This window comes from Bartonella jaculi (genome assembly GCF_039543045.1).
Lineage (GTDB): Bacteria > Pseudomonadota > Alphaproteobacteria > Rhizobiales > Rhizobiaceae > Bartonella > Bartonella jaculi.
In genome coordinates, this window is record NZ_BAABIZ010000008.1 from 46,525 (window position 1) to 67,726 (window position 21,202).

General features: G+C 40.0%; 14 protein-coding genes and 1 pseudogene. 8 read left to right on the top strand and 7 right to left on the bottom strand.

Features of this window, described 5'->3' with window-relative positions:
- Nucleotides 1-1,792 (top strand): BID domain-containing T4SS effector (locus ABD915_RS04910; protein WP_345115967.1); only part of this gene is annotated, 1,792 nt, incomplete at its 5' end.
- A gap of 309 nt (nt 1,793-2,101) precedes the next feature.
- Nucleotides 2,102-5,224 (top strand): BID domain-containing T4SS effector, encoded by a 3,123-nt coding sequence (locus ABD915_RS04915; RefSeq protein ID WP_345115970.1) that lies wholly within the window; start codon nt 2,102-2,104, stop codon nt 5,222-5,224.
- 521 nt (nt 5,225-5,745) lie between these two features.
- On the opposite strand, the pseudogene ABD915_RS04920 reads toward ABD915_RS04915, so the two are convergent.
- Nucleotides 5,746-5,958, bottom strand: a pseudogene (locus tag ABD915_RS04920) (XRE family transcriptional regulator); the annotation flags it as partial.
- Between the two features lie 19 nt (nt 5,959-5,977).
- The gene (locus tag ABD915_RS04925; RefSeq protein WP_345115973.1) at nt 5,978-6,115 is read right to left on the bottom strand and encodes a hypothetical protein; all 138 of its coding nucleotides are present in this window, start codon (nt 6,113-6,115) and stop codon (nt 5,978-5,980) included.
- Nucleotides 6,116-6,335: 220 nt separating this feature from the next.
- Here ABD915_RS04925 and murJ point away from each other — a divergent pair, with 220 nt between their 5' ends.
- Together murJ and trpS are read left to right on the top strand one after the other, a co-directional pair.
- Entirely contained in the window at nt 6,336-7,907 is a 1,572-nt protein-coding gene (gene murJ / locus ABD915_RS04930) for a murein biosynthesis integral membrane protein MurJ (protein ID WP_345115976.1), read from the top strand.
- A 77-nt stretch (nt 7,908-7,984) separates the two neighbouring features.
- Nucleotides 7,985-9,055, top strand: coding sequence for a tryptophan--tRNA ligase (gene trpS, locus ABD915_RS04935; protein WP_345115979.1), 1,071 nt, complete (start codon nt 7,985-7,987; stop codon nt 9,053-9,055).
- A gap of 179 nt (nt 9,056-9,234) precedes the next feature.
- On the opposite strand, the gene ABD915_RS04940 is transcribed toward trpS, so the two are convergent.
- A complete protein-coding gene (locus ABD915_RS04940; RefSeq protein WP_345115982.1) occupies nt 9,235-10,329 on the bottom strand; it encodes a phage DNA encapsidation protein in 1,095 nt (364 codons plus the stop codon).
- A 210-nt stretch (nt 10,330-10,539) separates the two neighbouring features.
- Between ABD915_RS04940 and ABD915_RS04945 the strand changes: the two genes are divergently transcribed.
- Together ABD915_RS04945 and ABD915_RS04950 are read left to right on the top strand one after the other, a co-directional pair.
- Nucleotides 10,540-11,031 carry a universal stress protein gene (locus tag ABD915_RS04945; RefSeq protein WP_345115985.1) on the top strand — a complete coding sequence of 164 codons (492 nt, stop codon included), beginning with the start codon at nt 10,540-10,542 and terminating at the stop codon, nt 11,029-11,031.
- 56 nt (nt 11,032-11,087) lie between these two features.
- Nucleotides 11,088-11,666: a NifU family protein gene (locus tag ABD915_RS04950; RefSeq protein WP_345115988.1), complete on the top strand. Its 579-nt coding sequence runs from the start codon at nt 11,088-11,090 to the stop codon at nt 11,664-11,666.
- A gap of 521 nt (nt 11,667-12,187) precedes the next feature.
- Here the strand turns inward: ABD915_RS04950 and ABD915_RS04955 are convergent.
- The 3 genes from ABD915_RS04955 to groES form a co-directional block, all read right to left on the bottom strand.
- Entirely contained in the window at nt 12,188-12,523 is a 336-nt protein-coding gene (locus ABD915_RS04955; protein ID WP_345115991.1) for a zinc ribbon domain-containing protein YjdM, read from the bottom strand.
- A gap of 1,433 nt (nt 12,524-13,956) precedes the next feature.
- Complete coding sequence (gene groL / locus ABD915_RS04960) at nt 13,957-15,600, bottom strand: chaperonin GroEL (RefSeq protein WP_345115995.1); 1,644 nt, start codon at nt 15,598-15,600, stop codon at nt 13,957-13,959.
- A gap of 60 nt (nt 15,601-15,660) precedes the next feature.
- Nucleotides 15,661-15,957, bottom strand: a complete 297-nt coding sequence (gene groES, locus ABD915_RS04965; protein ID WP_345115998.1) for a co-chaperone GroES — start codon at nt 15,955-15,957, stop codon at nt 15,661-15,663.
- Nucleotides 15,958-16,182: 225 nt separating this feature from the next.
- Here groES and fumC point away from each other — a divergent pair, with 225 nt between their 5' ends.
- Complete coding sequence (gene fumC / locus ABD915_RS04970) at nt 16,183-17,571, top strand: class II fumarate hydratase (protein WP_345116001.1); 1,389 nt, start codon at nt 16,183-16,185, stop codon at nt 17,569-17,571.
- A gap of 662 nt (nt 17,572-18,233) precedes the next feature.
- On the opposite strand, the gene ABD915_RS04975 is transcribed toward fumC, so the two are convergent.
- Nucleotides 18,234-19,862 (bottom strand): alpha-D-glucose phosphate-specific phosphoglucomutase, encoded by a 1,629-nt coding sequence (locus ABD915_RS04975; protein WP_345116003.1) that lies wholly within the window; start codon nt 19,860-19,862, stop codon nt 18,234-18,236.
- 199 nt (nt 19,863-20,061) lie between these two features.
- Here ABD915_RS04975 and ABD915_RS04980 point away from each other — a divergent pair, with 199 nt between their 5' ends.
- Nucleotides 20,062-20,586: a peroxiredoxin gene (locus tag ABD915_RS04980; RefSeq protein WP_345116006.1), complete on the top strand. Its 525-nt coding sequence runs from the start codon at nt 20,062-20,064 to the stop codon at nt 20,584-20,586.
- The last annotated feature ends 616 nt before the right edge of the window (nt 20,587-21,202 follow it).

Sequence of the window (21,202 nt, forward strand, 5' to 3'; positions counted from 1 at the left end):
GCAAAGCAACACAACCGCACAAGACCATACCCCCACCCACACAACACCTGCTCCACAAAAACCACCGCGTGCAAAAGACAAGCAGCAACGCAGTGCATCATCCCAAGACGAGGAAGACCTATACACAACGCCTGCTCTATCAAGAGAAAGCACACCTATCCTGGAAGAAGAACTTAACGACAAAATTAGAAGCAATAGCTTGGTCCAATCCTGTAAAGACGAAATCAAAATTTTGTCTCAAGCTATTTATGGGGACCCAGATATTTTTCAGAACAAACTTGAGGAAATTGAAAAAAATCCTGTCCTTGGAGTGAGTCTTTCATGGCAAATTGCAAAAAATCCTGCTCTTGTTGCTAGTCTTGCTGGAAAAAAAGTTCTTGGCGTAAAAAGTAAAACACGCATAGAAGCTGAAGAGAAGGTTTCATGCCTGTGTCTGGCCATTGAAAATTATTCCGAGAGTATAAAAAAGGCAAAAGAGAATGCTCTTCATGGTCATCTAGCCAAACAAACACTCCGTAGACAATCAATGGACCTAAGGCAAATGGTTGAAGATCTACAAAAGCCGCGTAAGCCTGAACAAGAAGCGCCCCTTTCGCATAAGGAACTTACCCGCAAAGTTAGAAGTAATACATTAGTCGAATATTGTCACGCAGAAATCACATATTGGTGTACAATTGTTTACGGCGACGCGAGTGTTTTGCAGTATAGACTGGAAGAAATTGAAAAGTCTCCTGCTACAGGAGAAGAGCTTGCATGGCAAGTTAAAACACATCCTCAGTTGTTTGGTAAACTTTCTGGTTATAATTTCCATGGCTTAAAAAGCAATGCACGCAAACAAGCCGAAAATGCTCTTACACATCTAAGTGATGCCCTTGAAGGCTATGCGGAAGCTATAAAACATGTACAAGAAAACATTATGCAAACCCATGAAGAAAAACAAAAACGCTATACCCAGTCTACCGAACTGGATAAAAGCATGCAAAGACAGCAAACCGTAGCAGCACCTCCTCAATTGCCTGAACACTCACCAGAAAACAGGCATCAAGAATCTGTTGAAACTACCATGCAAACTGAATGGGACCGTCTTGGTGCTCGACCACGCACGGTGACAACACCCGAAAAACACAGACAAGAAGGCGTTTTACCTACTTCTCACACAGAACAAAAAACGCAGGGAGAGCAAAAAGCTGAAAATCAGCAAAAGTCGCGTAAACCTGAAAAAACAATGGCACCTCTCTCGCATAAGGAAATGAGCGACAGAGTTCAAAATGATCACTCTGTTCAACGCGCTCAAATAGAAGTCTACAATTGGTGTAAAATTGTTTATAATGATCCACATACTTTGCAATATAACACTGAAGATATTCAAAAAAATCCTGTTCTGGGAGAAGAGCTCTCACAGCAAGTTGCAAACAAACCTACAATGTTTGCTCCGCTTGCAGGCAAGCAAAGGTTTGGCGTAAAAAATAGTGCACGCAGAGAAGCTGAAGCAAGTCTTCCTTCCCTATGCGCTGCTATTGATCGTTATACAGAAACTGTAAAAGAAGTAAGAAAAGACATTGTGCAAACCCATCAAACACAACAAAATCATCAAAGACAGTCTTCTGAATTAACGCAAGATTTGCAAACACAGCAAGTCTTATCAAAGACTTCTCAACAGCATGAGCATACAACAGTAACCGCGCGTAATGAAAATGAAGCTGCTGAAACCTCCATACAAGAACAACAAGAACTAACAGATGTTCGACCACGCAAAGTTAGGGCAGCAAAAGCAATGGCTTTTGTCAGCTAATTGTAGATAAAGATTTACTTTGCATCTACTTCCTTAATGCAAAGCATTTTATAGAGATTAACTGGGAGAGTGTGCGTAATGTTACAGAAAATATGCATAGAAAAACAAAATGTTTTTCTAATATCTCTCATCAGAAAGATGATAAACGTGCCATAAAGGGGTTGATGCAAATCTCAATATCCATACACTTGAAAGGATAACACTTCACTTAAAAAGGCTCGAAATTTTAGAAGAATATGCGAGGGGAAAGATCCGCTTGAAGAGTTTCACACTCTCATAAACCAAGCGACATTACAGGACAATACACATATGTTCGAGCAAAATTTCCTTTACCCCCATAGCAAAACACTGAAAAATAAATATGGCATCATGGACAAAACAGCATTGAAAGAACAATGTGCCCATGATGTATCACAGGAAATGATCAATCTGCGCCAAGAACCGCTGCCAGAAAAAATAAATTCCTCCTATCTAAAATATATTCATCAACGCTTGTTTCAGCACACATTTGAATGGGCTGGACATACCCGCGATAAACCCTTTACCTTTGCAGATGGCAGTACTGCCTGTATGCCAGAGATGCAAAAAGAAGATGCTGAGGTTCCTTTTGCCATTGGTTCACAGATTCAAAAAGGGCTTGAAGATTTAGATCAAACGCTTTCTGCAAAGAATTATTTAAAAGGTTTATCGCGCGAAGAATTCGTTGAGCAAGCGGCAGAACTGTTTGTTTCTCTCAATAATACACACCCTTTCAGAGAAGGAAATGGGCGCACACAACGAATGTTTTTTGAAAAACTCGGCCAAGCAGCAGGCCACAAGCTAGACTTCTCTCTTGTAACAAAAGGACGCATGGTGGTTGCTAGTGTTGCAGCAGCGCAAAATGGCTATCTACGCCCAATGAGGCATCTCTTTGAAGATATTTCCAATCCAGAAAAGTGCCGTATTTTAAAGGACTTCTTGGACCACATGAAAAATATCGGAGGTAATGATATCCAATACCAGTATGTCGTGGCTGCAGATGAAGGCATTATCTATGAAGGTAAGTATATAGCCTGTGGAGCAGAAAGCTTTTTGATGGACGTTAACGGGCGGTTCATCATTGGTAACAAAGATCATCTCACAGCAGAACAGCTCAAGACATTAAAACCTGGCAATAAATTCACCTTTATAGTCCCAGAGACCAAAGATCTGGATACACCCCGTGTAACAGAACAGATATTAGAACCTATTAGGCAACAAGAAAGTCTCGAAAGGCTGAAAAACGGTGCCTCTCTCCAAGCAAGCAAAACAGAAGTGGAGCATATTTCAAAGCTTACGGATGACAATCCTCATATTTCACCTGACACCATGGAGATTATGAATCAAAATCCGCAAGAAAGAGAACAGAGAACAGAACAAATTTCTCAATCTTCTCACTCTCTTGCACAAACACAACAAAAATTGAGAGAAACGACTTTACAGACCAATGACGCGATTAAAAATGATATAACGACTGCCCCAATGGCAGAGAAAAAACGCTCACACGACCAACAAAGGGAACAACAACGTTCCCCAAAAGCGATGGAATACGCGACCATTACTGCGGAAAAATTGGATGTCGGACCTCCCTCCTTCCCACACGAGAAATTGCCTTTATCTCCTAAAGTTCAGGAAAAGGATATATCATCACGTAATTTCTTTTACCCCAATAGTGTCACACTGAAAAACAAATATGGAATAAAAAACTATGGAAAATTACAAGTGCAATGTGCACATGATTCAGCAAGAGCAATCATTAATTTACGCCAAGAACCACTGCCAGAAAAAATAGATTCCTTCTATCTAAAATATATTCATCACAGCTTATTTAAAAACACGTTTGAATGGGCTGGCCATACCCGCGAGAAACCCTTTACCTTTGCAGATGGCACCACTGCCTGTATGCAGCAAATGAAAAAAGCTGGCACTGTCTTTGCATCAGGGGAAAAGGTACAGGAACGCCTTACAAATTTAGATCGAGCACTATCCGAGAAGAATTATTTGAAAGGTTTATCGCGCGAAGAATTTGTTAAAAATGCCGCTGAAATGATGACACAGTTAAACTATACACATCCTTTTAGAGACGGCAATGGGCGCACACAACGAATGTTTTTTGAAAAACTCAGCCAATCTGCGGGACACAAGCTGGATTTTTCTCTTATGACAAAAGAACGCATAAACCTTGCCAGTATTGCATCACTACAAGACAGCAATTTAGAGCCAATGAAAGATCTGTTTGAGGATATCTCTCATCCAGAAAAAGTGCTTGTTTTAAAAGAATTCATGGACCACATGAAAATGTTGGGACTTGAGAGTATTAATCATCGTCTTATTAAAACGCCTAAAGAAGGTGAAACCTATACAGGCTTCTATAGGGGCGGTGGAGCAAATGGTTTCATGATCGATGTCAAGGGTACTTTTATCATAGGAAATAAAAAATATCTCGCCCCAGAGCAACTTAAGTCATTGAAAATTGGTGATAAGCTTTCTTTTACAGCACCTTTTACTCATGAAATGCAAGAAATTCTTATTCCCAAAGAAAACATACCATCTCTTACAAATGAAGAGCTTGCTGAAATGGTTCAAAACAGCCCATTAGTTCAAACAAGCAGAAAAAAAATCGAACTTTTGTGCAAAATTATTTATGGCAAATCCAATGCTTTGCAGAACAAACTTCCAGAGATTAAAATTCCAGTAACGTGTGAAAATATTTCTGAGGGAGAAAAGTTCGCACGGCAAGTTGGAGCATTTCCTCAGTCTGTCCATAGACTTCGTGGTATCAATATATGTGGCATAAAAAATGGTACACGCCTACATGCACAAGAAAATATTCTGCCTCTAAGCCACGCCATTTTTGATTATATGCATACTGTAAAACTAGCGGAAAAAGATATTCTCCATGATCATCATATGGAACAAAAACGCTGTGAAAAGTCGATAAGAACGCCTAGTGAATGGATGAAAAATCTTTGTTCCCTACCAAAAGAACAACGAGAAGAAATCTTATTACAGTCTCCGGAACTAAGAGCAGAAATAAAGGCTTATATGTGCCAATTACATGACCGTCTCTCAGCAAGCAAACGTAGAGCTATACAGGAAAACAATCACCAAGCACTGGCTAACACTCTTGGCACATCACTCAATAACGCGAAGGAAATTGCAGAAATCTTCAAACAGGGAGAAGAACTACAACAAAATATGCAATCATTATCCCGCAGATTGGATGCCTTTTCAATACGAGACGTGCATCAATCTATAAAGGAAAACAATGACGAAAATCGCACTGAAACTCTTGGCACAGCAGCAATGAAAGCAAACAAAATAACAGAAACCATCAAGCAAGAAAAAGCAATACAGGAACATGTTCAACCACATAAAGTAGAGCGTGCAAAAATAATGGCTATGGTCTTCTAAGTGTGCATAAGCTTTAGCTTTTTAGCTCTTTCTCAGAAGGAGGTATCACTTTTAGACGACTCTCCTTCCCCGATCCTTCATCTAGGAGAAATATTCGAACGCGTATGCATGACAGAGAGGCTGTGCGTTCACGAAGCTATGAAGCAGAGACCCCTAAAAATAAAATGCAAAAAAGAGCATTTTTGAGGAATTTATGTATCAAGAGAGATGACGATTGTTCCCACTGCCGCTTCAGCCATAATAAAAGCGCCTTGTGTCTATTGCTTTTTTATCTTCTACGAAATGTTCAAACCATGAATAAGATGCCATAAGGTATCAGTCATAACTTCTATGATTGTAAGATTTTTCAGATAATGACGCTTTATGCTGTCCAAATGGCTTCTATTCGACAATCTCGAACTATGAGAAGAGCAGAAAAAGGAGGGGATTAAATAATGGTATTCCATTTCCGATTGCTCTATTCTCGATATTAGATGTCATCACTCTTGGTTACAGGATTACCATCAACGCATTGAAAATATTTATTGTGAAAAACTATTCAATGATCTCACAAACATGCCAACAATTTCACGATTCAATGGACTGGAAGTCTTGATTGTAAAACTTGTGCGACAAGCATCTGCTTCTTTTCTCAAAAGTTCTGCTGCCTCTTGATCTAAAGCGTACAGCTCTATGATCTTTTCTTCCATGCCGACCGGAACAGACTTTTTGCCAATCTCTATAGAAGCTCTATAAAACCGTCATAGAATTACCTTACCGCATAGCGACATTCTCTTTATGGAGCTTTAAAGCATAAAGAAATAAAACAGAGCACAAGCCATAAGGAACACCATAGTCCCCCCCATTTTCTTTTGCTTTTTTCACTTCATTCCATTGTTCGACATCTTCCACTTTAAAAAAGAATTTTATGAAGGGAATAATAAACTGTAAAGGAGCAACGAAAAAACCAACGCAAAGGGTATAAAAGCGCGCTTGTTGACAGAAGGATAAACACCGTCGTAAAACGCTTTAACAATATATGATTGTATTGGCATGCTCATTAGATTTTTACGATTTAAAATGGTTTTATTTTTTCATCACCGCTCCTTTATGACAAACCCGATATATTTTTATGACCCTAATTAAAAAATTTGCAACTGTTGCTTCCGGAACTCTCATGAGTCGTATTTTTGGCTTTATACGCGAAATGTTGATGGCGGCAGCCTTGGGAACTGGTCCTGTTTCCGACGCATTCAACGCTGCTTTTCGTTTTCCCAACACATTCCGCCGTTTTTTTGCTGAAGGTGCCTTTAATGCGGCTTTTGTTCCTCTTTTTTCGAAAAAAATTACGGAAGATGGTACAGAAACTGCCTGTAAATTCGCAGAAGAGGTATTTGGCGTTCTCTTCACGCTGCTGTTGCTTTTAACCATTGCCATGGAATTGAGTATGCCTTTTTTAGTGCGAACAGTGATTGCTCCAGGTTTTGCAGAGGATGCGACAAAGTTTAACGCGACAATTCATTTTACCGCAATCATGTTTCCCTATTTAACGTGCATGTCTTTAGCCGCAATGATGGGGGGCATGTTGAATGCCTTGCGACGGTATTTCATCGCAGCCATTGCTCCCCTCTTTTTGAACATTATTCTCATTGGTGTGCTTGCTTATGCTTGGATCTATCAACTTGATGCTTGGCATATTGGCTTAAATCTTTCTTGGGGTGTCTTAGCTGCGGGGCTTCTCCAACTTGCTCTCATCGCGGTTGCTTTGCGTCGAAGCGGAATGAAAATTTTTCTCCGCCGTCCTCATTTCAGCCCCAATGTTCGAAAACTTTTAACTTTAGCATTCCCTGCTGCCATCACGGGGGGGATTACACAAATCAATTTATTAATCAACACCAACATTGCCTCCAGTCAATCAGGTGCCGTCTCTTCTTTAATGTATGCTGATCGCCTTTATCAATTGCCCCTAGGCGTGATAGCAATTGCCGTAGCAACTGTCCTTTTGCCAGAACTAACAAGAGCCTTACGCAGCAAAAAGCCTAAAGAAACCCATGATTTACAAAATCGCTCTATTGAATTAACGCTGTTATTAACACTACCAGCCTCCATCGCTTTTCTTCTGCTCTCCCACCCCATTGTCAGTTTGCTTTTTGAACGTGGACAATTTACCAGTGTGTCAACACACCATGTCGCACAGTTACTCCAACTTTATGGATTAGGACTACCAGCTTTTGTCCTGATAAAGGTTTTTATTCCTAATTTCTTTGCCCATGAAGATACAAAAACACCTATGATTTTCACAGGCATTTGCGTTTTCATTAATATCAGCCTAGCCTTAACATTATTTCCAATTTTGTCAGCACGGGGCATTGTTATTGCTGAAATTACCTCTGGATGGGTTAACACATTGTTGCTCTGTACTGTCCTCATCAAACGGGGATACTGGCAATACGACGCACAACTGATAAAACGCATTGCGTGTCTGATACTTGTTACTGTTTTGAGCGCTCTCACCCTCTCTTATGCGTTTAATGTTCTTGGCTTTTTCTCTTTTCCTTTATCCTCACAAGCATCGTTTCTCTTGCGCGCCAGTACCTTAGCAGGAATAATGGTTGTCATATTCTTGGTATATTGTATCGCCTATTTTTTACTTGATTCCCGTTCCTTTTTTCTTACCCTTAAAAATTTCAAAAAGCGTCTATAATATTTTGTCTTGCTTTCAGAAAGAGGCTTTGTCAAAAAATACAAAACGAATAACTTTACTTAAGAAAGAACACTGCTATGGATACCTTCACACCGCTTGTCTTTTCCGGCGTACAACCAAGTGGACACTTACATCTTGGCAATTACCTTGGAGCCATCAAGCATTGGGTTGAACTACAAACATCCTATAATTGCCTCTATTGCGTAGTCGATATGCATGCGCTCACCGTCAATCCAGATCCTCTGAGCTTGACTGAATCAACCAGAGCAGTCACAGCAGCCTTTTTAGCTGCCGGTATTGATCCTCAAGAACACATTATTTTCAACCAATCTCGCGTTTTTCAACACGCTGAACTGGCATGGATTTTGAATTGTATCGCGCGTATTGGTTGGCTTCAACGCATGACACAGTTTAAAGATAAAGCAGGAAAAGATCGTGAAAAAGCATCTCTTGGGCTTTTTGCCTATCCCAGTCTGATGGCGGCCGATATTTTAGTCTACCGTGCCACGCATGTTCCGGTGGGAGAAGATCAAAAACAACATGTTGAACTGACACGTGATATTGCGCAAAAATTCAACAACGACTACGCAGATCGTATTGCGGATTTAGATGTAGGTATCTCTATGCAAGTAGGCGAAGAGAAAAAACAAGTTTTTTTCCCAATGCCCGAACCGCTTATTGGTGAGACAGCCACACGCATTATGTCGTTGCGCGATGGTACAAAAAAAATGTCAAAGTCAGATCCTTCAGATTTTTCGCGCATTAATTTGACGGATGATGCTGATCTTATTGCAAAAAAAATACGCAAAGCAAAAACGGACTCCGCCCCTCTCCCCGACACCCTTGCCGGTTTGGAAGGACGCCCAGAGATCAATAATCTGCTTGGTATTTATGCGGCTTTTGCAAAAATAAGCAAAGAAAAGGCTCTTTCAGAGTTTTCCGGAAAACAATTTTCGCTGTTTAAAACAGCCTTAGCAGACCTCGCAGTCCATAAACTTGCACCGATAACAGCAGAACTGCGTCGTCTTCATCAAGAAAGCGCTTATATTGACTCTGTTTTACGTGATGGCGCACAGCGTGCCAGTCAACTGGCAGAAAAAAATATGAAAAAAGTCCGTGAAATTGTTGGATTTTTGCAAAATACATGAAACAATAAAGCAAACTGTAAAGAGTAAAAAAGAAGCTATACTGGATTTTAAGAAAATATCCGTTCTCTCTTACAAAAGATGACCCTTCACACGAGAGATTATCATTATCTCTGCCATGTCTCATATCATCGCTATAAACGACAACGTTTTACAACAGGAGAGATAATTAATTTTCCCATTTAAACCTTTTTTATGAATGGTTCCATAATTCTTTTAACATCGATTGTTTCAAAACAAACATCACCATCCCTTATAAATTTAGCCAATTGTTTAAGTTGGTAATCTTTTGAAATTCTTCCTTTAATTGCCCCTTCATATAAAATATTATCCATACTGTAGGTAATATAATCTTTATTAAAACCTTTTTTAATGAACAATTTATCAGATGCGAAAAAGACAGCTAATTTTTGTTTTTGAATGATGAGGTTAAAATAAGGTGTTTTGGGTACTGATTTCATTTTATTAATGAATGAATAATCATCGGTAATCTTAAGAGCATTATTATCTAATATGAATGATCCATATGCTGTATCTTTAATTGATTGAGCGAATTTTGTATCAGACTTCTTTTCAAGAAATTCTTTACCAAGAGTATGACCAATTAGAATTGATTTTTTCTTATAATGTGTAAACTCATTTTTATGATGATTTCTTAGATTAAAGAAATCAAAATAAGGATTGTAATGTGATATGCTGTTACCAAGGCATATTACACGCCCCTCATCACGGTGTCTAAAGACAGTTTCGCATAAACTCACTAATTTTTCTGGTTCATTTTTTAAATATTTTTCTTGTTCACAAATATATTCCTCAAAAATGATTGTTTTAACATGAGGGAAGGAGCAGTGTTTATATTGGTTAACTAAAGATAGAGGGACTAAATATCCGCAAAGCATGTCATTTTTTGCTTTAAAGAGAGGTGGCAATCTGTATGATCTTTTTGCACTGATTTTTGATCCAGTCTCTTCTCTCGCTTGAGAGAACTTTTCTAACGCATCTAAGTAAATTTCTGAATTATAAAGGATATGTTCACCTTTGCATCTAAATTCACATGGTTTAATAATGCCTTGATTTTCTAAAGCAATAAACATTGCGTCTTTTACACGTCGAATTTCTTCCTTTGTACGACGTACATATATGAATTTTTCATTTCTTTTTTTGTAAGCATTACAAACAAACCGTAATGCACTAAACGTTTTCCCTAATCCTCTATCACTATCTAAAAAATTCCATCGTGCATTATAGGAAAGCGCTTTGTTTAAATCGTAGTACAATTTTTCGTCCCACAATCATTTCAAAAAATATTAAGATCCGATTTATGATATAAGTTCACAGAAGCTTCTTTAAAGACCCGCGTATTCAATTTTTCTCTAAAATTGCCGCTAATCTGAGAAATTCTATTGAAACCCTTTCAAAGTTACCTTTACTTATATATTTTAACACAATTGATGTGAAATATTTTTACCAAAAAAGCAGGAAAACCCATGGTTTCTAAGAGAAAAAATCCGAAAACAAGTCATAAACGGAAAATTTTAGTCATTATTGATGAAACCCCAGAATGTCGCCGTGCTGTTGCTTTTGCCGCCCAGCATGCCCAAAATACCAACAGAACATTGGTCTTGCTTTGCGTTGTTGATAGTGTAGAATTTCAACATTTTCTGGGTGTAAACAATGTTATGCGAACAGAATCAACACAAACTGCTCATAGAGTATTGGGAGAAATTGCCAATGATGTACGCACCACCCATGCCCTAGAAACAGAAATCATTGTTCGTGAAGGCAAAAAGATTGAAGAAATTTCCAAACTGATCGACGAAGATAAGGAGATTGCACTTATTATTTTAGCTGCCAGTGGACACACAGAAGGACCAGGACCGCTTGTCCAACTCATCGGGAGTCGGGGAACGGCTTTTTCAATCCCTGTTACCGTTATTCCAAGCAATCTTGCCGATGAAGATATTGAATCGATTGCCTAAAACAGAGTATTGGAGACGTAATTATCTTCTCTAAGCTTTAACAAACAGGAGAATACATGTTTATTCAAACTGAAGCGACACCAAACCCTGCAACACTGAAATTTCTGCCCGGTCGTGTAGTGCTTTCTGAGGGCGTGTTAGAGTTTCGTGACAGTAAAGAAGCCGCTAAAAATTCTCCTTTAGCTGCTAAGCTGTTTAATATTCCAAATGTCAGTGGTGTTTTTTTAGGCTATGACTTCATTACTGTGACCAAACAAGATGGTGAGTGGCAACATCTCAAACCAGCGATTTTGGGCACAATCATGGAACATTTTCTCTCCAATGATCCAGTTATTACCAGCAATGCCACAACACAGGCGCAAACCCATGCCCTTACAGAAGAATTTTATGACGAAAAAGATGCCGATATCGTCTTAACAATTAAAGAACTCCTCGAAACGCGTGTTCGCCCAGCAGTTGCCAATGATGGAGGAGATATTACTTTCCGCGGTTTTGAAAACGGTATTGTTTACCTCAATATGCGGGGAGCTTGTGCTGGGTGCCCCTCTTCAACAGCAACACTTAAACATGGTATTGAAAATCTTTTACGACATTTTATTCCAGAAGTTTTAGGTGTTGAAGCCATGCCGCAATAAACAAGAATGAGATCTTACAAAATACCGATAAAAAGCAAACCATAGCTGCTAAAACATCACGCCATAGAGTGATTATTTTCTCAGACCAAATCGCTCCAATACACCACCAAGACACATCCCCTTTAATGGACTACCAGCGTCTCGATCAGAGCAGCTCTCTTAACAGACAACGCAAGAAAATTGAAAGAAATTCTTAATCCAAAAGAAGCCTCCAGCACAGACAGACGCTTTAATAAAAAAAGCGCTCTATAAATATAAACTCTCAAACCATTCATTGATCATGATAATTTATTGCTTTGTCTGCTAAACAAGGCTCCCGAATATCGTATGACACCCTTCTTTCAAATCCTCTTATATTTAAAGCAATAAAAATCATTCGCTTGCACGTCATAAGAGAAATCAGCATGGGAATAAAAGTTTTAAGAAAGGTGTAAAAATACCTCTTATGAACGCTCTCAAAACAAGAACAATTGCAACATTGCAAGCAAACACAGAGTATGATGGTGCCAACTTGTAACCAACTAAACTTTTTTCACAAATTCCGACTTTAAGCTCATTTGACCAAACCCAGGGATCTTACAATCAATATTATGATCACCATCCACAAGGCGAATATTCTTCACCTTCGTCCCCCCCTTGAGAACAGATGTAGCCCCCTTAACCTTAAGATCTTTTATCACAATAACACTATCCCCATTTGCCAAAACATTACCATTCGCATCACAAACGGTGTTGGAAGGAGAAAGCTCTTCGTTTTTTTGGGGCCACTCATGTGCACACTCAGGACACACAAAATTATCCCCCTCTTCATAAGTATAAAGACCACCACACTGAGGGCATTTAGGATATTGGGTCATAACATTCCCTCTTTTATTCAAGAATAATCACTCATCTAAGCGGTCATAGAGCAAGAAATGCTTATTGTCCATTGCTAAAGCAAAACACTTAACCAAACAAAACATTTTATCTCGATAAGCCTTAGATTATTAAAACCATACAACAACATTTTTATAAAAAAACAATAAAATCAATCTATTGAATGGAATTTATTTGATCGCAACACTCATCAGAATTCACACTTTAATGCGTACTTCAACGGATCATTTTGATAAACAATTGCCCTTGTATGAACAGAACATAAAAAGCAAATCAGGGGGCAAATATTATCAAAGATCATAAGGCATGTGAGCAATCAAATGAAATGCAAAGCCGCTATTATTCGTATGGCTTATAAATTTTACGAGAGTCCTTCATCACAACACAACCCGCACTATTAAAAGTTTAATCGTTTAAAATGATCATAACGTAAGCTTGCGCTATGTTTAGAGGATTATATTTCATTTTAAGGATTGGATTGTGAAGCACATAAAAAACAAGATGACAGTCATCAAAATGGCGCACGTAAAATACGAAAGCTATTATCGCAACATTATCATAACACCAACCACTTTTGAGAAGTAGAGCTTGAAACTCTCTATAAAGATTGCATAAAAGTTTTTTTATAAAATAGAAACTTGATAGCTTTTCTAAAAACTGAGAAAACGGTAAGCATAAACTAGAGATCCAGATCATCACAACGGGGAATGGAAATCATCATGCTCTGTCTTATGAAAGCGAAATCCTTTTAACGACATAATGCAGAGTGAAGTAACAGAAAATATTTGGAGCGCTAGAGTTTAAAAATAACCAAACCAAATGAGAACCGGTTAATTTTGCTACCCCAAAATTGGGGGTAGCTCTTTAAGATAAGCAGAGAAAACGCAAAATTGCTTTTACCTCCCTCAACGAAAATGTTTAAAGCGAGCTATACTCTAGGGATAACGCTCCCCACAATTGAGCTGGTTAATTTTACAAGTTCCCAAAAGCCCCCCTTCCCTCAGAAAAACACTTCATTGAGCAAAAGAGAAAAAACACAACCGCTAAAAAACAAACTCTGCTAGCATAATATTGCTCTCGCATTGAAATGGTTCATAAGAAACATTTTTATGCCTTTCTTAAACGACCCTTATCCTTCTATTGATCTCTCGTGTGATGTGCAAGCGAATGGCTTTTATTGCTTTAAATATCAGAAGGTTTGAAAGAAGAAAGCCTTACGATATCTGGGATTTCTACTCAACATGTGCAGCGGTGAAGGATCATTATAAATCAATATATTATATTGTTTATGAAGCGCTTTCTTGTTTACGCATGATGTAAAATCCTCTGAAACAGAAAATTGTATAAGAAGCTGGAACAGCATACAAAAAAACGGGCACAATGGCCCGTTTCCTTTTTACCTCTATGAAAGGGCTTAGAAATCCATTCCGCCCATTCCACCCATTCCGCCACCAGGCATTGGAGGCATTGGGGTATCTTTCTTTGGCACTTCAGCAACCATTGCTTCCGTTGTGATAAGAAGGCTAGCAATTGAAGCAGCATTCTGGAGAGCAGAACGCACAACCTTCACGGGATCAACGATTCCCAAAGCAATCAAATCACCGAATTCACCGGTTGCGGTATTGTAACCAAATGTGTCAGCATTATTTTCCAACACCTTTCCAACAATAATCGCAGCTTCTTCACCAGCATTGGTTGCAATTTGACGTGCTGGTGCTTGTAGTGCACGGCGCACGATATTAATACCCGCTTCTTGATCAGGATTGCTTCCTTTAACAGTCAACGCATTAGCAGCACGCAACAATGCGGTTCCCCCACCAGCAACAATACCTTCTTCCACAGCAGCGCGTGTTGCATTCAAGGCATCATCAACGCGATCTTTCTTTTCTTTCACTTCAACTTCTGTAGCACCACCAACGCGGATAACAGCAACACCCCCAGCGAGTTTAGCAAGTCTTTCTTGTAATTTTTCACGGTCATAGTCAGAAGTTGTTTCTTCGATCTGCACCTTGATCTGATTTACGCGTGCATTGATTTCAGCCTTTTGTCCAGCCCCATCAATGATTGTGGTATTTTCTTTAGAAATATTCACTTTCTTTGCACGACCGAGCATATCTAAAGTGACATTTTCCAATTTAATACCAACATCTTCAGAAATCACCTGCCCTGATGTCAAGATTGCAATATCTTCGAGCATGGCTTTACGGCGATCACCAAATCCTGGAGCTTTTACAGCAGCAATTTTCAAACCGCCGCGTAGTTTGTTGACAACGAGTGTTGCCAAAGCTTCACCTTCAACATCTTCAGCGATAATCAGGAGAGGTTTACCAGACTGAACAACAGCTTCGAGCACTGGTAGAAGGGATTGTAGATTAGATAATTTCTTTTCGTGAATGAGGATGTAAGGATCGTCAAGATCAGCCACCATTTTTTCAGCATTTGTTACGAAATAAGGTGAAAGATATCCACGGTCAAACTGCATACCTTCAACGACTTCCAATTCCGTTTCAGCAGTTTTTGCTTCTTCCACGGTAATAACGCCTTCATTGCCGACTTTTTCCATAGCATCAGCAATCATCTTACCGATTTCTACAGCGCCATTAGCGGAAATGGTTCCCACTTGTGCGATTTCTGCAGAAGTTTGAATTTTTTTTGCTTTTTTGAAAAGGTTTGCCACCACTTCTTCAACAGCAGCATCGATACCACGTTTGAGATCCATTGGGTTCATACCAGCAGCAACGGCTTTTACCCCTTCTTGCACGATAGCTTGTCCCAAAACGGTTGCCGTTGTTGTTCCATCACCAGCAATATCATTGGTTTTGGAAGCGACTTCGCGCAACATCTGCGCCCCCATATTTTCGAACTTATCTTCGAGTTCAATTTCCTTTGCAACGGAAACACCATCTTTTGTGATGCGCGGCGCACCAAATGATTTGTCAATAACCACATTACGACCTTTAGGGCCGAGCGTTACCTTAACAGCGTTAGCAAGGATATCAACACCGCGCAACAAACGCTCACGCGCTTCACGGCCAAATTTGACTTCTTTAGCAGCCATTTAATTTCTCCTTGGAGTTGTGTCCTAAATAATACAAAATGCAAACAATGAGAGGCGCAATTAGCCCATAATTCCCATAATGTCAGATTCTTTCATGATTAAGAGGTCTTCCCCATTAATCTTTACTTCGGTTCCAGACCATTTCCCAAAGAGGATACGGTCTCCTGCTTTAACTTCTAAAGGTACACGCTTTCCGTTATCATCGAGAGCGCCATTGCCCACAGCAATAACTTCACCTTCTTGTGGTTTTTCCTTCGCTGTATCAGGGATGATAATCCCACCAGCAGTTTTATTTTCAGATTCAACCCGACGGACAACGACACGATCGTGAAGTGGGCGGAATTGTATGTTAGCCATATTTTAAATCCTTAAAACTTAATATAATTGCATTAATCTTAAGTCCTTATTAGCACTCTTCAAGCATGAGTGCTAACAACGGTCTGAATATAAAATTGCCACTCCCCATTGTCAAGGATTGTCTCTAAAATAATTTATATCAAAAGGCATTGAAGCCTTGCCTCTTTTTTCTATTTCGCGTTATTTAGCTTTTTACTATACCTGTAAACATAAAAGGATTTTATCATGGTTGAAACACGTCAGGAAACGGATAGCTTTGGAACGATTTCGGTACGTCAAGACCGTTATTGGGGAGCACAAACTGAACGTTCTCTGCATAATTTTAACATTGGCACAGAAAAACAACCTCTTGCCATTATTTATGCTTTAAGCCTTATCAAAAAGGCTGCAGCTGTTGTCAATATGGACAAAGGGAAGCTGCCAGAAAATATTGGGAAAGCAATTATTACAGCCGCTGATGAAGTACTTGCCGGCGATTTTGATACACATTTTCCACTCTCCGTCTGGCAAACAGGTTCTGGCACACAGAGCAATATGAATGTCAATGAAGTTATCGCTAATCGTGCCAGTAAGATCTTAGGAGGAAAACTTGGCAGCAAAAAACCCGTTCACCCCAACGACCATGTCAATATGAGCCAATCGTCGAATGATTCCTTTCCCACAGCGCTTCACATTGCCACCACGTTGCAAACACGCCAACACTTACTGCCAATTCTTGAAGCTCTTATTGCTACATTAAAACAAAAAGAGCAAGAATTCGCAGATATCATTAAAATCGGCCGCACCCATACTCAAGATGCAACGCCTTTAACCTTAGGACAAGAATTTTCAGGCTACCGTGCGGCATTAGAAGCCAATCTTCAGCGCATTGAAAATGCTCTAACCGATATCCAAATGCTTGCTCAAGGTGGCACTGCTGTTGGCACAGGACTCAATGCGCCAAAAGGTTTTGACGTTGCCTTTGCGCAAACAGTGAGCACCCTCACCGGGATAACGTTCCAAACTGCCAGCAATAAATTTGAAGCGCTTGCCCACCATGGTGCTCTTGCGCATTTCCATGGAAGCTTGAATGCTCTAGCAGCTGATCTATTTAAAATTGCTAATGACATTCGGTTTTTGGGCTCAGGACCACGTTCGGGTTTAGGGGAACTAAGCCTTCCAGAAAATGAGCCAGGCTCTTCTATCATGCCAGGAAAGGTGAACCCCACACAATGTGAAGCCTTAACCATGGTTGCCTGCCAAGTCTTTGGCAATCATACCAGTGTGACATTTGCCGCAAGCCAAGGGCATTTCGAACTTAACGTTTATAAGCCTGTTATTGGTTATAATGTTTTACAGTCGATTACGCTTCTTGGTGATTGTATGCGCTCTTTTGATGAACACTGCATCCAAGGATTACAGGCCAATCGAGTCCATATTCACTCACTCATGGAACGCTCTTTGATGCTCGTGACAGCTCTTGCACCAGTCATTGGCTATGAGAAAGCCGCCGAGATTGCTAAAGCAGCACATAAAAATGACACAACCTTGCGTACTGAAGCAATGAAAGCTGGAGTGTCTGGAGCGGATTATGACCGGCTAGTTGATCCAAAAAAGATGATCGCCCCGCAATAAACAACGGGATATCGCCATGCCTCAAACAGACCGCGAAAGTATCAAACCCTTCGCGGTCCAGCTTTCCCTTCATGGTCCAGCTTTTTTACCTATTGAAAAGATTAGGCACCACCTATTGCAAGAACGAGAGAACGTTTTACAGCTCTTGAAGGTGTTTACGTGAAGCACTCTCGAGTGAAGCATCTCAAACGGTTCAAAATTCAAGTCTTAAAAGTGCTCTCCCGCTTCCTGTTTCAGATAAGCGCACCATTCACCATGCGCGTTCTTAAAAAAACACCTATGCCTTACCAAATGCTGTTGTAGAGAAATGACACAAGCTTGCGTACTGAAGCCATGAAAGCTGGAGTTTCTAGAGCTGATTATGGCATAATCGGCTAACGATCCCCCAAAAGATGCTCTACCTACAAAAAACAAATGGATACAGCGCCCCCTTTTTAAAAAACTTCTTGTGAAGATTATGAAGATATTGAAGCATTTTTCATCCAATTTTTATTGCCATTTACCATTCGTTTTTTGAAATCAAATCTGCGCTTATAGTTGGGGGAACGCGCCCTCCTCAAAATCAGCAAAGTCAATTCCATTGCCTGTGGAGCAATAACGCTCCACCGACAATACTACACCGGCAAGAGACAACATGAAACAACACTCTTATGTGATAACATTTATGTAATAATATCAGGCTGTTCGCGACCTAATTTTTGCTGTATCTTCAACAATTGCAGCGCCGCCTGTTGTAAAGGTTGAAGAACTTTTTGCGGATCGAGATTGTGTTTGCTTGGGTTACCTTCATACTGCTCAAAATAAAGCCGTAAAATCGCTCCCACCGTTCCAGTTCCCGATAAGCGCACCACGAGCCGTGCTCCATTCTCAAAAAACACACGTATTCCCTGCTTTGTGCTCACACTTTGATCAACGGGATCATGATAGGTAAAATCATCTGCTTTTTCGACACGGAGTCCGGCAATTTCCGTTCCCGCCTTTGGTAAATGCGCACGCAACTGCTCTATAATTGCATAGGCTTTACAGGACTCTACTCCTTCATAATCATACCGTAAAGTGTAAAAACGCCCATAGGTGCGCCAATGCTGCCGCGTGATTTGTGCAACAGTTTTCCCTGTCACTGCTAGAAGATTCAACCAAAACAAAACGGCCCATAAACCATCCTTTTCGCGGACATGATGAGAACCTGTTCCAAAGCTTTCTTCACCACAAAAGGTAACTTTTTCAGCATCCAAAAGCGTCCCGAAAAACTTCCACCCCGTTGGTGTTTCAAAAAGGTTTAATTCTTTTTTTTCAGCAACCAGATCAGCGGCACGTCCTGTTGGCATAGAGCGTGCAATACCGACAATGCCCTGCCGATACCCTTTAATCAGATGAGCATGGTCTGCTATAATAGCTAAGGAATCAGAAGGGGTGACAAATTGTTTGCGACCAATAATGAGATTACGATCTCCATCACCATCAGATGCTGCCCCAAGATCAGGTCCTTGCTCAGACATCAACAAATCATAAAGGTCCTTAGCATAAACCAAATTTGGATCGGGATGCTTTCCGCCGAAATCTTGCAAAGGAATGCCATTGACCACCGTTCCTTCAGCAAACCCTAAGCATTTTTCAAAAATTTCATGCGCATAAGGCCCTGTTACCGCATGCATCGCATCAAATCGTAAAGTGAGCCCTTCTGCCACTGCCTTAGCAATAAGATCAAAATCAAAAATCTCCTGCATCAAAGCCACATAATCCGCCACAGGATCAATAATCTCCACTTTCATAGTGCCGATAAAGGTTATCCCTTGCTTAGTTAAATCGATATCTGGAGCCTCAACGATCTTATAAAAAGAAAGACGCTGTGATGTTGCAAAAATAGCCTCGCACAAAGCATCAGGAGCAGGACCACCATTGGAAATATTGTATTTGATGCCACAATCCCCCTCTGGACCACCAGGATTGTGACTTGCTGAGAGAATAAATCCACCGTAGGCATGCGTTTTGCGAATAAGATGCGAGACAGCAGGCGTAGAGAGAATACCCTCTCTTCCCACTTTAACACACGCAACACCATTAGCTGCCGCCATTTTTAACACAAGCTGAATCAGCGTATGATTGAAAGTGCGTCCATCACCACCAAGAATAAGCAATTTGCCCTCAAAAGGTCCAGCACTGTTAAAAATAGATTGAAGAAAATTTTCAACATAATGGGGCTGTTGAAAAACCGATACCTTTTTGCGCAAACCAGATGTTCCCAGTTTTTGATCCCCAAAAGCCGTTGTCAAAACTGTCGTTATAGTCATGGTGACGCCTTCCTATGACTTCATTTAATTTTACGATGCACATCCATCAAGATATTAATTCTACTTGACGTAAAAATGAAATACTTGCAAACTTATCGCAATACGCAATATATAATGGTTTAAAATGCACTCTCCAACACGCTTTTAAACACAAATACTGTTTTAAAATACAACTCCCAGAAAATATAGGAGCATAATTATGATGAGAAAAAAAGTTCCCAATGTCACCTTCCATACACGCGTACGTGATGATTCAGTTGGCGGAGATAACCCTTATAGGTGGCAAGACGTTAACAGTGAGACATACTTTAAAGGAAAACGCGTTATTCTTTTTTCTCTTCCTGGAGCTTTTACTCCTACTTGTTCCACCTATCAGTTGCCCGATTTTGAAAAACTCTATGATGAATTTAAAAAGCTTGGCATTGATGAAATTTATTGCCTTTCCGTCAATGATGCTTTTGTCATGAATGCTTGGGGGCAAGCACAAAACATCAAAAACGTGAAATTAATCCCAGATGGTTCTGGTGAATTCACCCGCAAAATGGGTATGCTGGTTGCCAAAGACAATATCGGTTTTGGAATGCGTTCATGGCGCTATGCTGCTGTTATTAATGATGGTGTCATTGAAAAATGGTTTGAAGAAGAAGGTTTTTCAGACAATTGCACAACAGATCCTTATGAAGTTTCTACACCACAAAATGTTTTAAAAACGCTGCAAAGCTAATTCGAGATCAAATCGACACCTTTAAACAGCGCAAACGTTACGGCACAAATTTCTCTTCCCCAAAAAATTTGTGCCGCTTGTCTTTTATGAATTTTTACGTGAAAAAACGCTGTTGGAATGTTTCATCACGAAAAGCCCGCAAGCAACCTCTCATACCCCCCACCAATGAAACCAAAGACAATCCTCTATCATCATAGATGCTAGAGAACGCCTTTCATCATGGGCACCAAAGAATTATACCGCCTCAAAAACAATACCCGTATAACAATCCCCTCCACCTCCCAGCACCAGAGAAAAGAGCAATTTTGATGCGGCTCTGCATCTTGTTTATCCTCTTTATTTTCTTAAAATCATTGACTCTGAAGGCTTAGGATCTCTTTTTAAGTTAAAAAATGCCTCCTAAAAGAATCGTTCATTCGAATGCTCTGTCGTAAATACCGCATTCTCTTCTTCCTCTTCATTGAATGCAGAGTCTTCATCACCTTCAGAAAACCGTTCTATCAAACTTACGTAAATATTCTCATTTCTGATTACATCTACTGTTGATTTCCTGCTTCTTCGAGGCTGGTTTCACCAAAGTCACAAGACATTGGCCAGAGCCTTCCTCTCCACAGGC

Excerpts from the sequence above, each read along its gene's own strand:
- ABD915_RS04915 (WP_345115970.1), top strand. The coding sequence starts at position 2,102 with ATGTTCGAGCAAAATTTCCTTTACCCCCATAGCAAAACACTGAAAAAT.
- murJ (WP_345115976.1), top strand. The coding sequence starts at position 6,336 with ATGACCCTAATTAAAAAATTTGCAACTGTTGCTTCCGGAACTCTCATG.
- trpS (WP_345115979.1), top strand. The coding sequence starts at position 7,985 with ATGGATACCTTCACACCGCTTGTCTTTTCCGGCGTACAACCAAGTGGA.
- ABD915_RS04945 (WP_345115985.1), top strand. The coding sequence starts at position 10,540 with ATGGTTTCTAAGAGAAAAAATCCGAAAACAAGTCATAAACGGAAAATT.
- ABD915_RS04950 (WP_345115988.1), top strand. The coding sequence starts at position 11,088 with ATGTTTATTCAAACTGAAGCGACACCAAACCCTGCAACACTGAAATTT.
- ABD915_RS04955 (WP_345115991.1), bottom strand. The coding sequence starts at position 12,523 with ATGACCCAATATCCTAAATGCCCTCAGTGTGGTGGTCTTTATACTTAT.
- groL (WP_345115995.1), bottom strand. The coding sequence starts at position 15,600 with ATGGCTGCTAAAGAAGTCAAATTTGGCCGTGAAGCGCGTGAGCGTTTG.
- groES (WP_345115998.1), bottom strand. The coding sequence starts at position 15,957 with ATGGCTAACATACAATTCCGCCCACTTCACGATCGTGTCGTTGTCCGT.
- fumC (WP_345116001.1), top strand. The coding sequence starts at position 16,183 with ATGGTTGAAACACGTCAGGAAACGGATAGCTTTGGAACGATTTCGGTA.
- ABD915_RS04975 (WP_345116003.1), bottom strand. The coding sequence starts at position 19,862 with ATGACTATAACGACAGTTTTGACAACGGCTTTTGGGGATCAAAAACTG.
- ABD915_RS04980 (WP_345116006.1), top strand. The coding sequence starts at position 20,062 with ATGATGAGAAAAAAAGTTCCCAATGTCACCTTCCATACACGCGTACGT.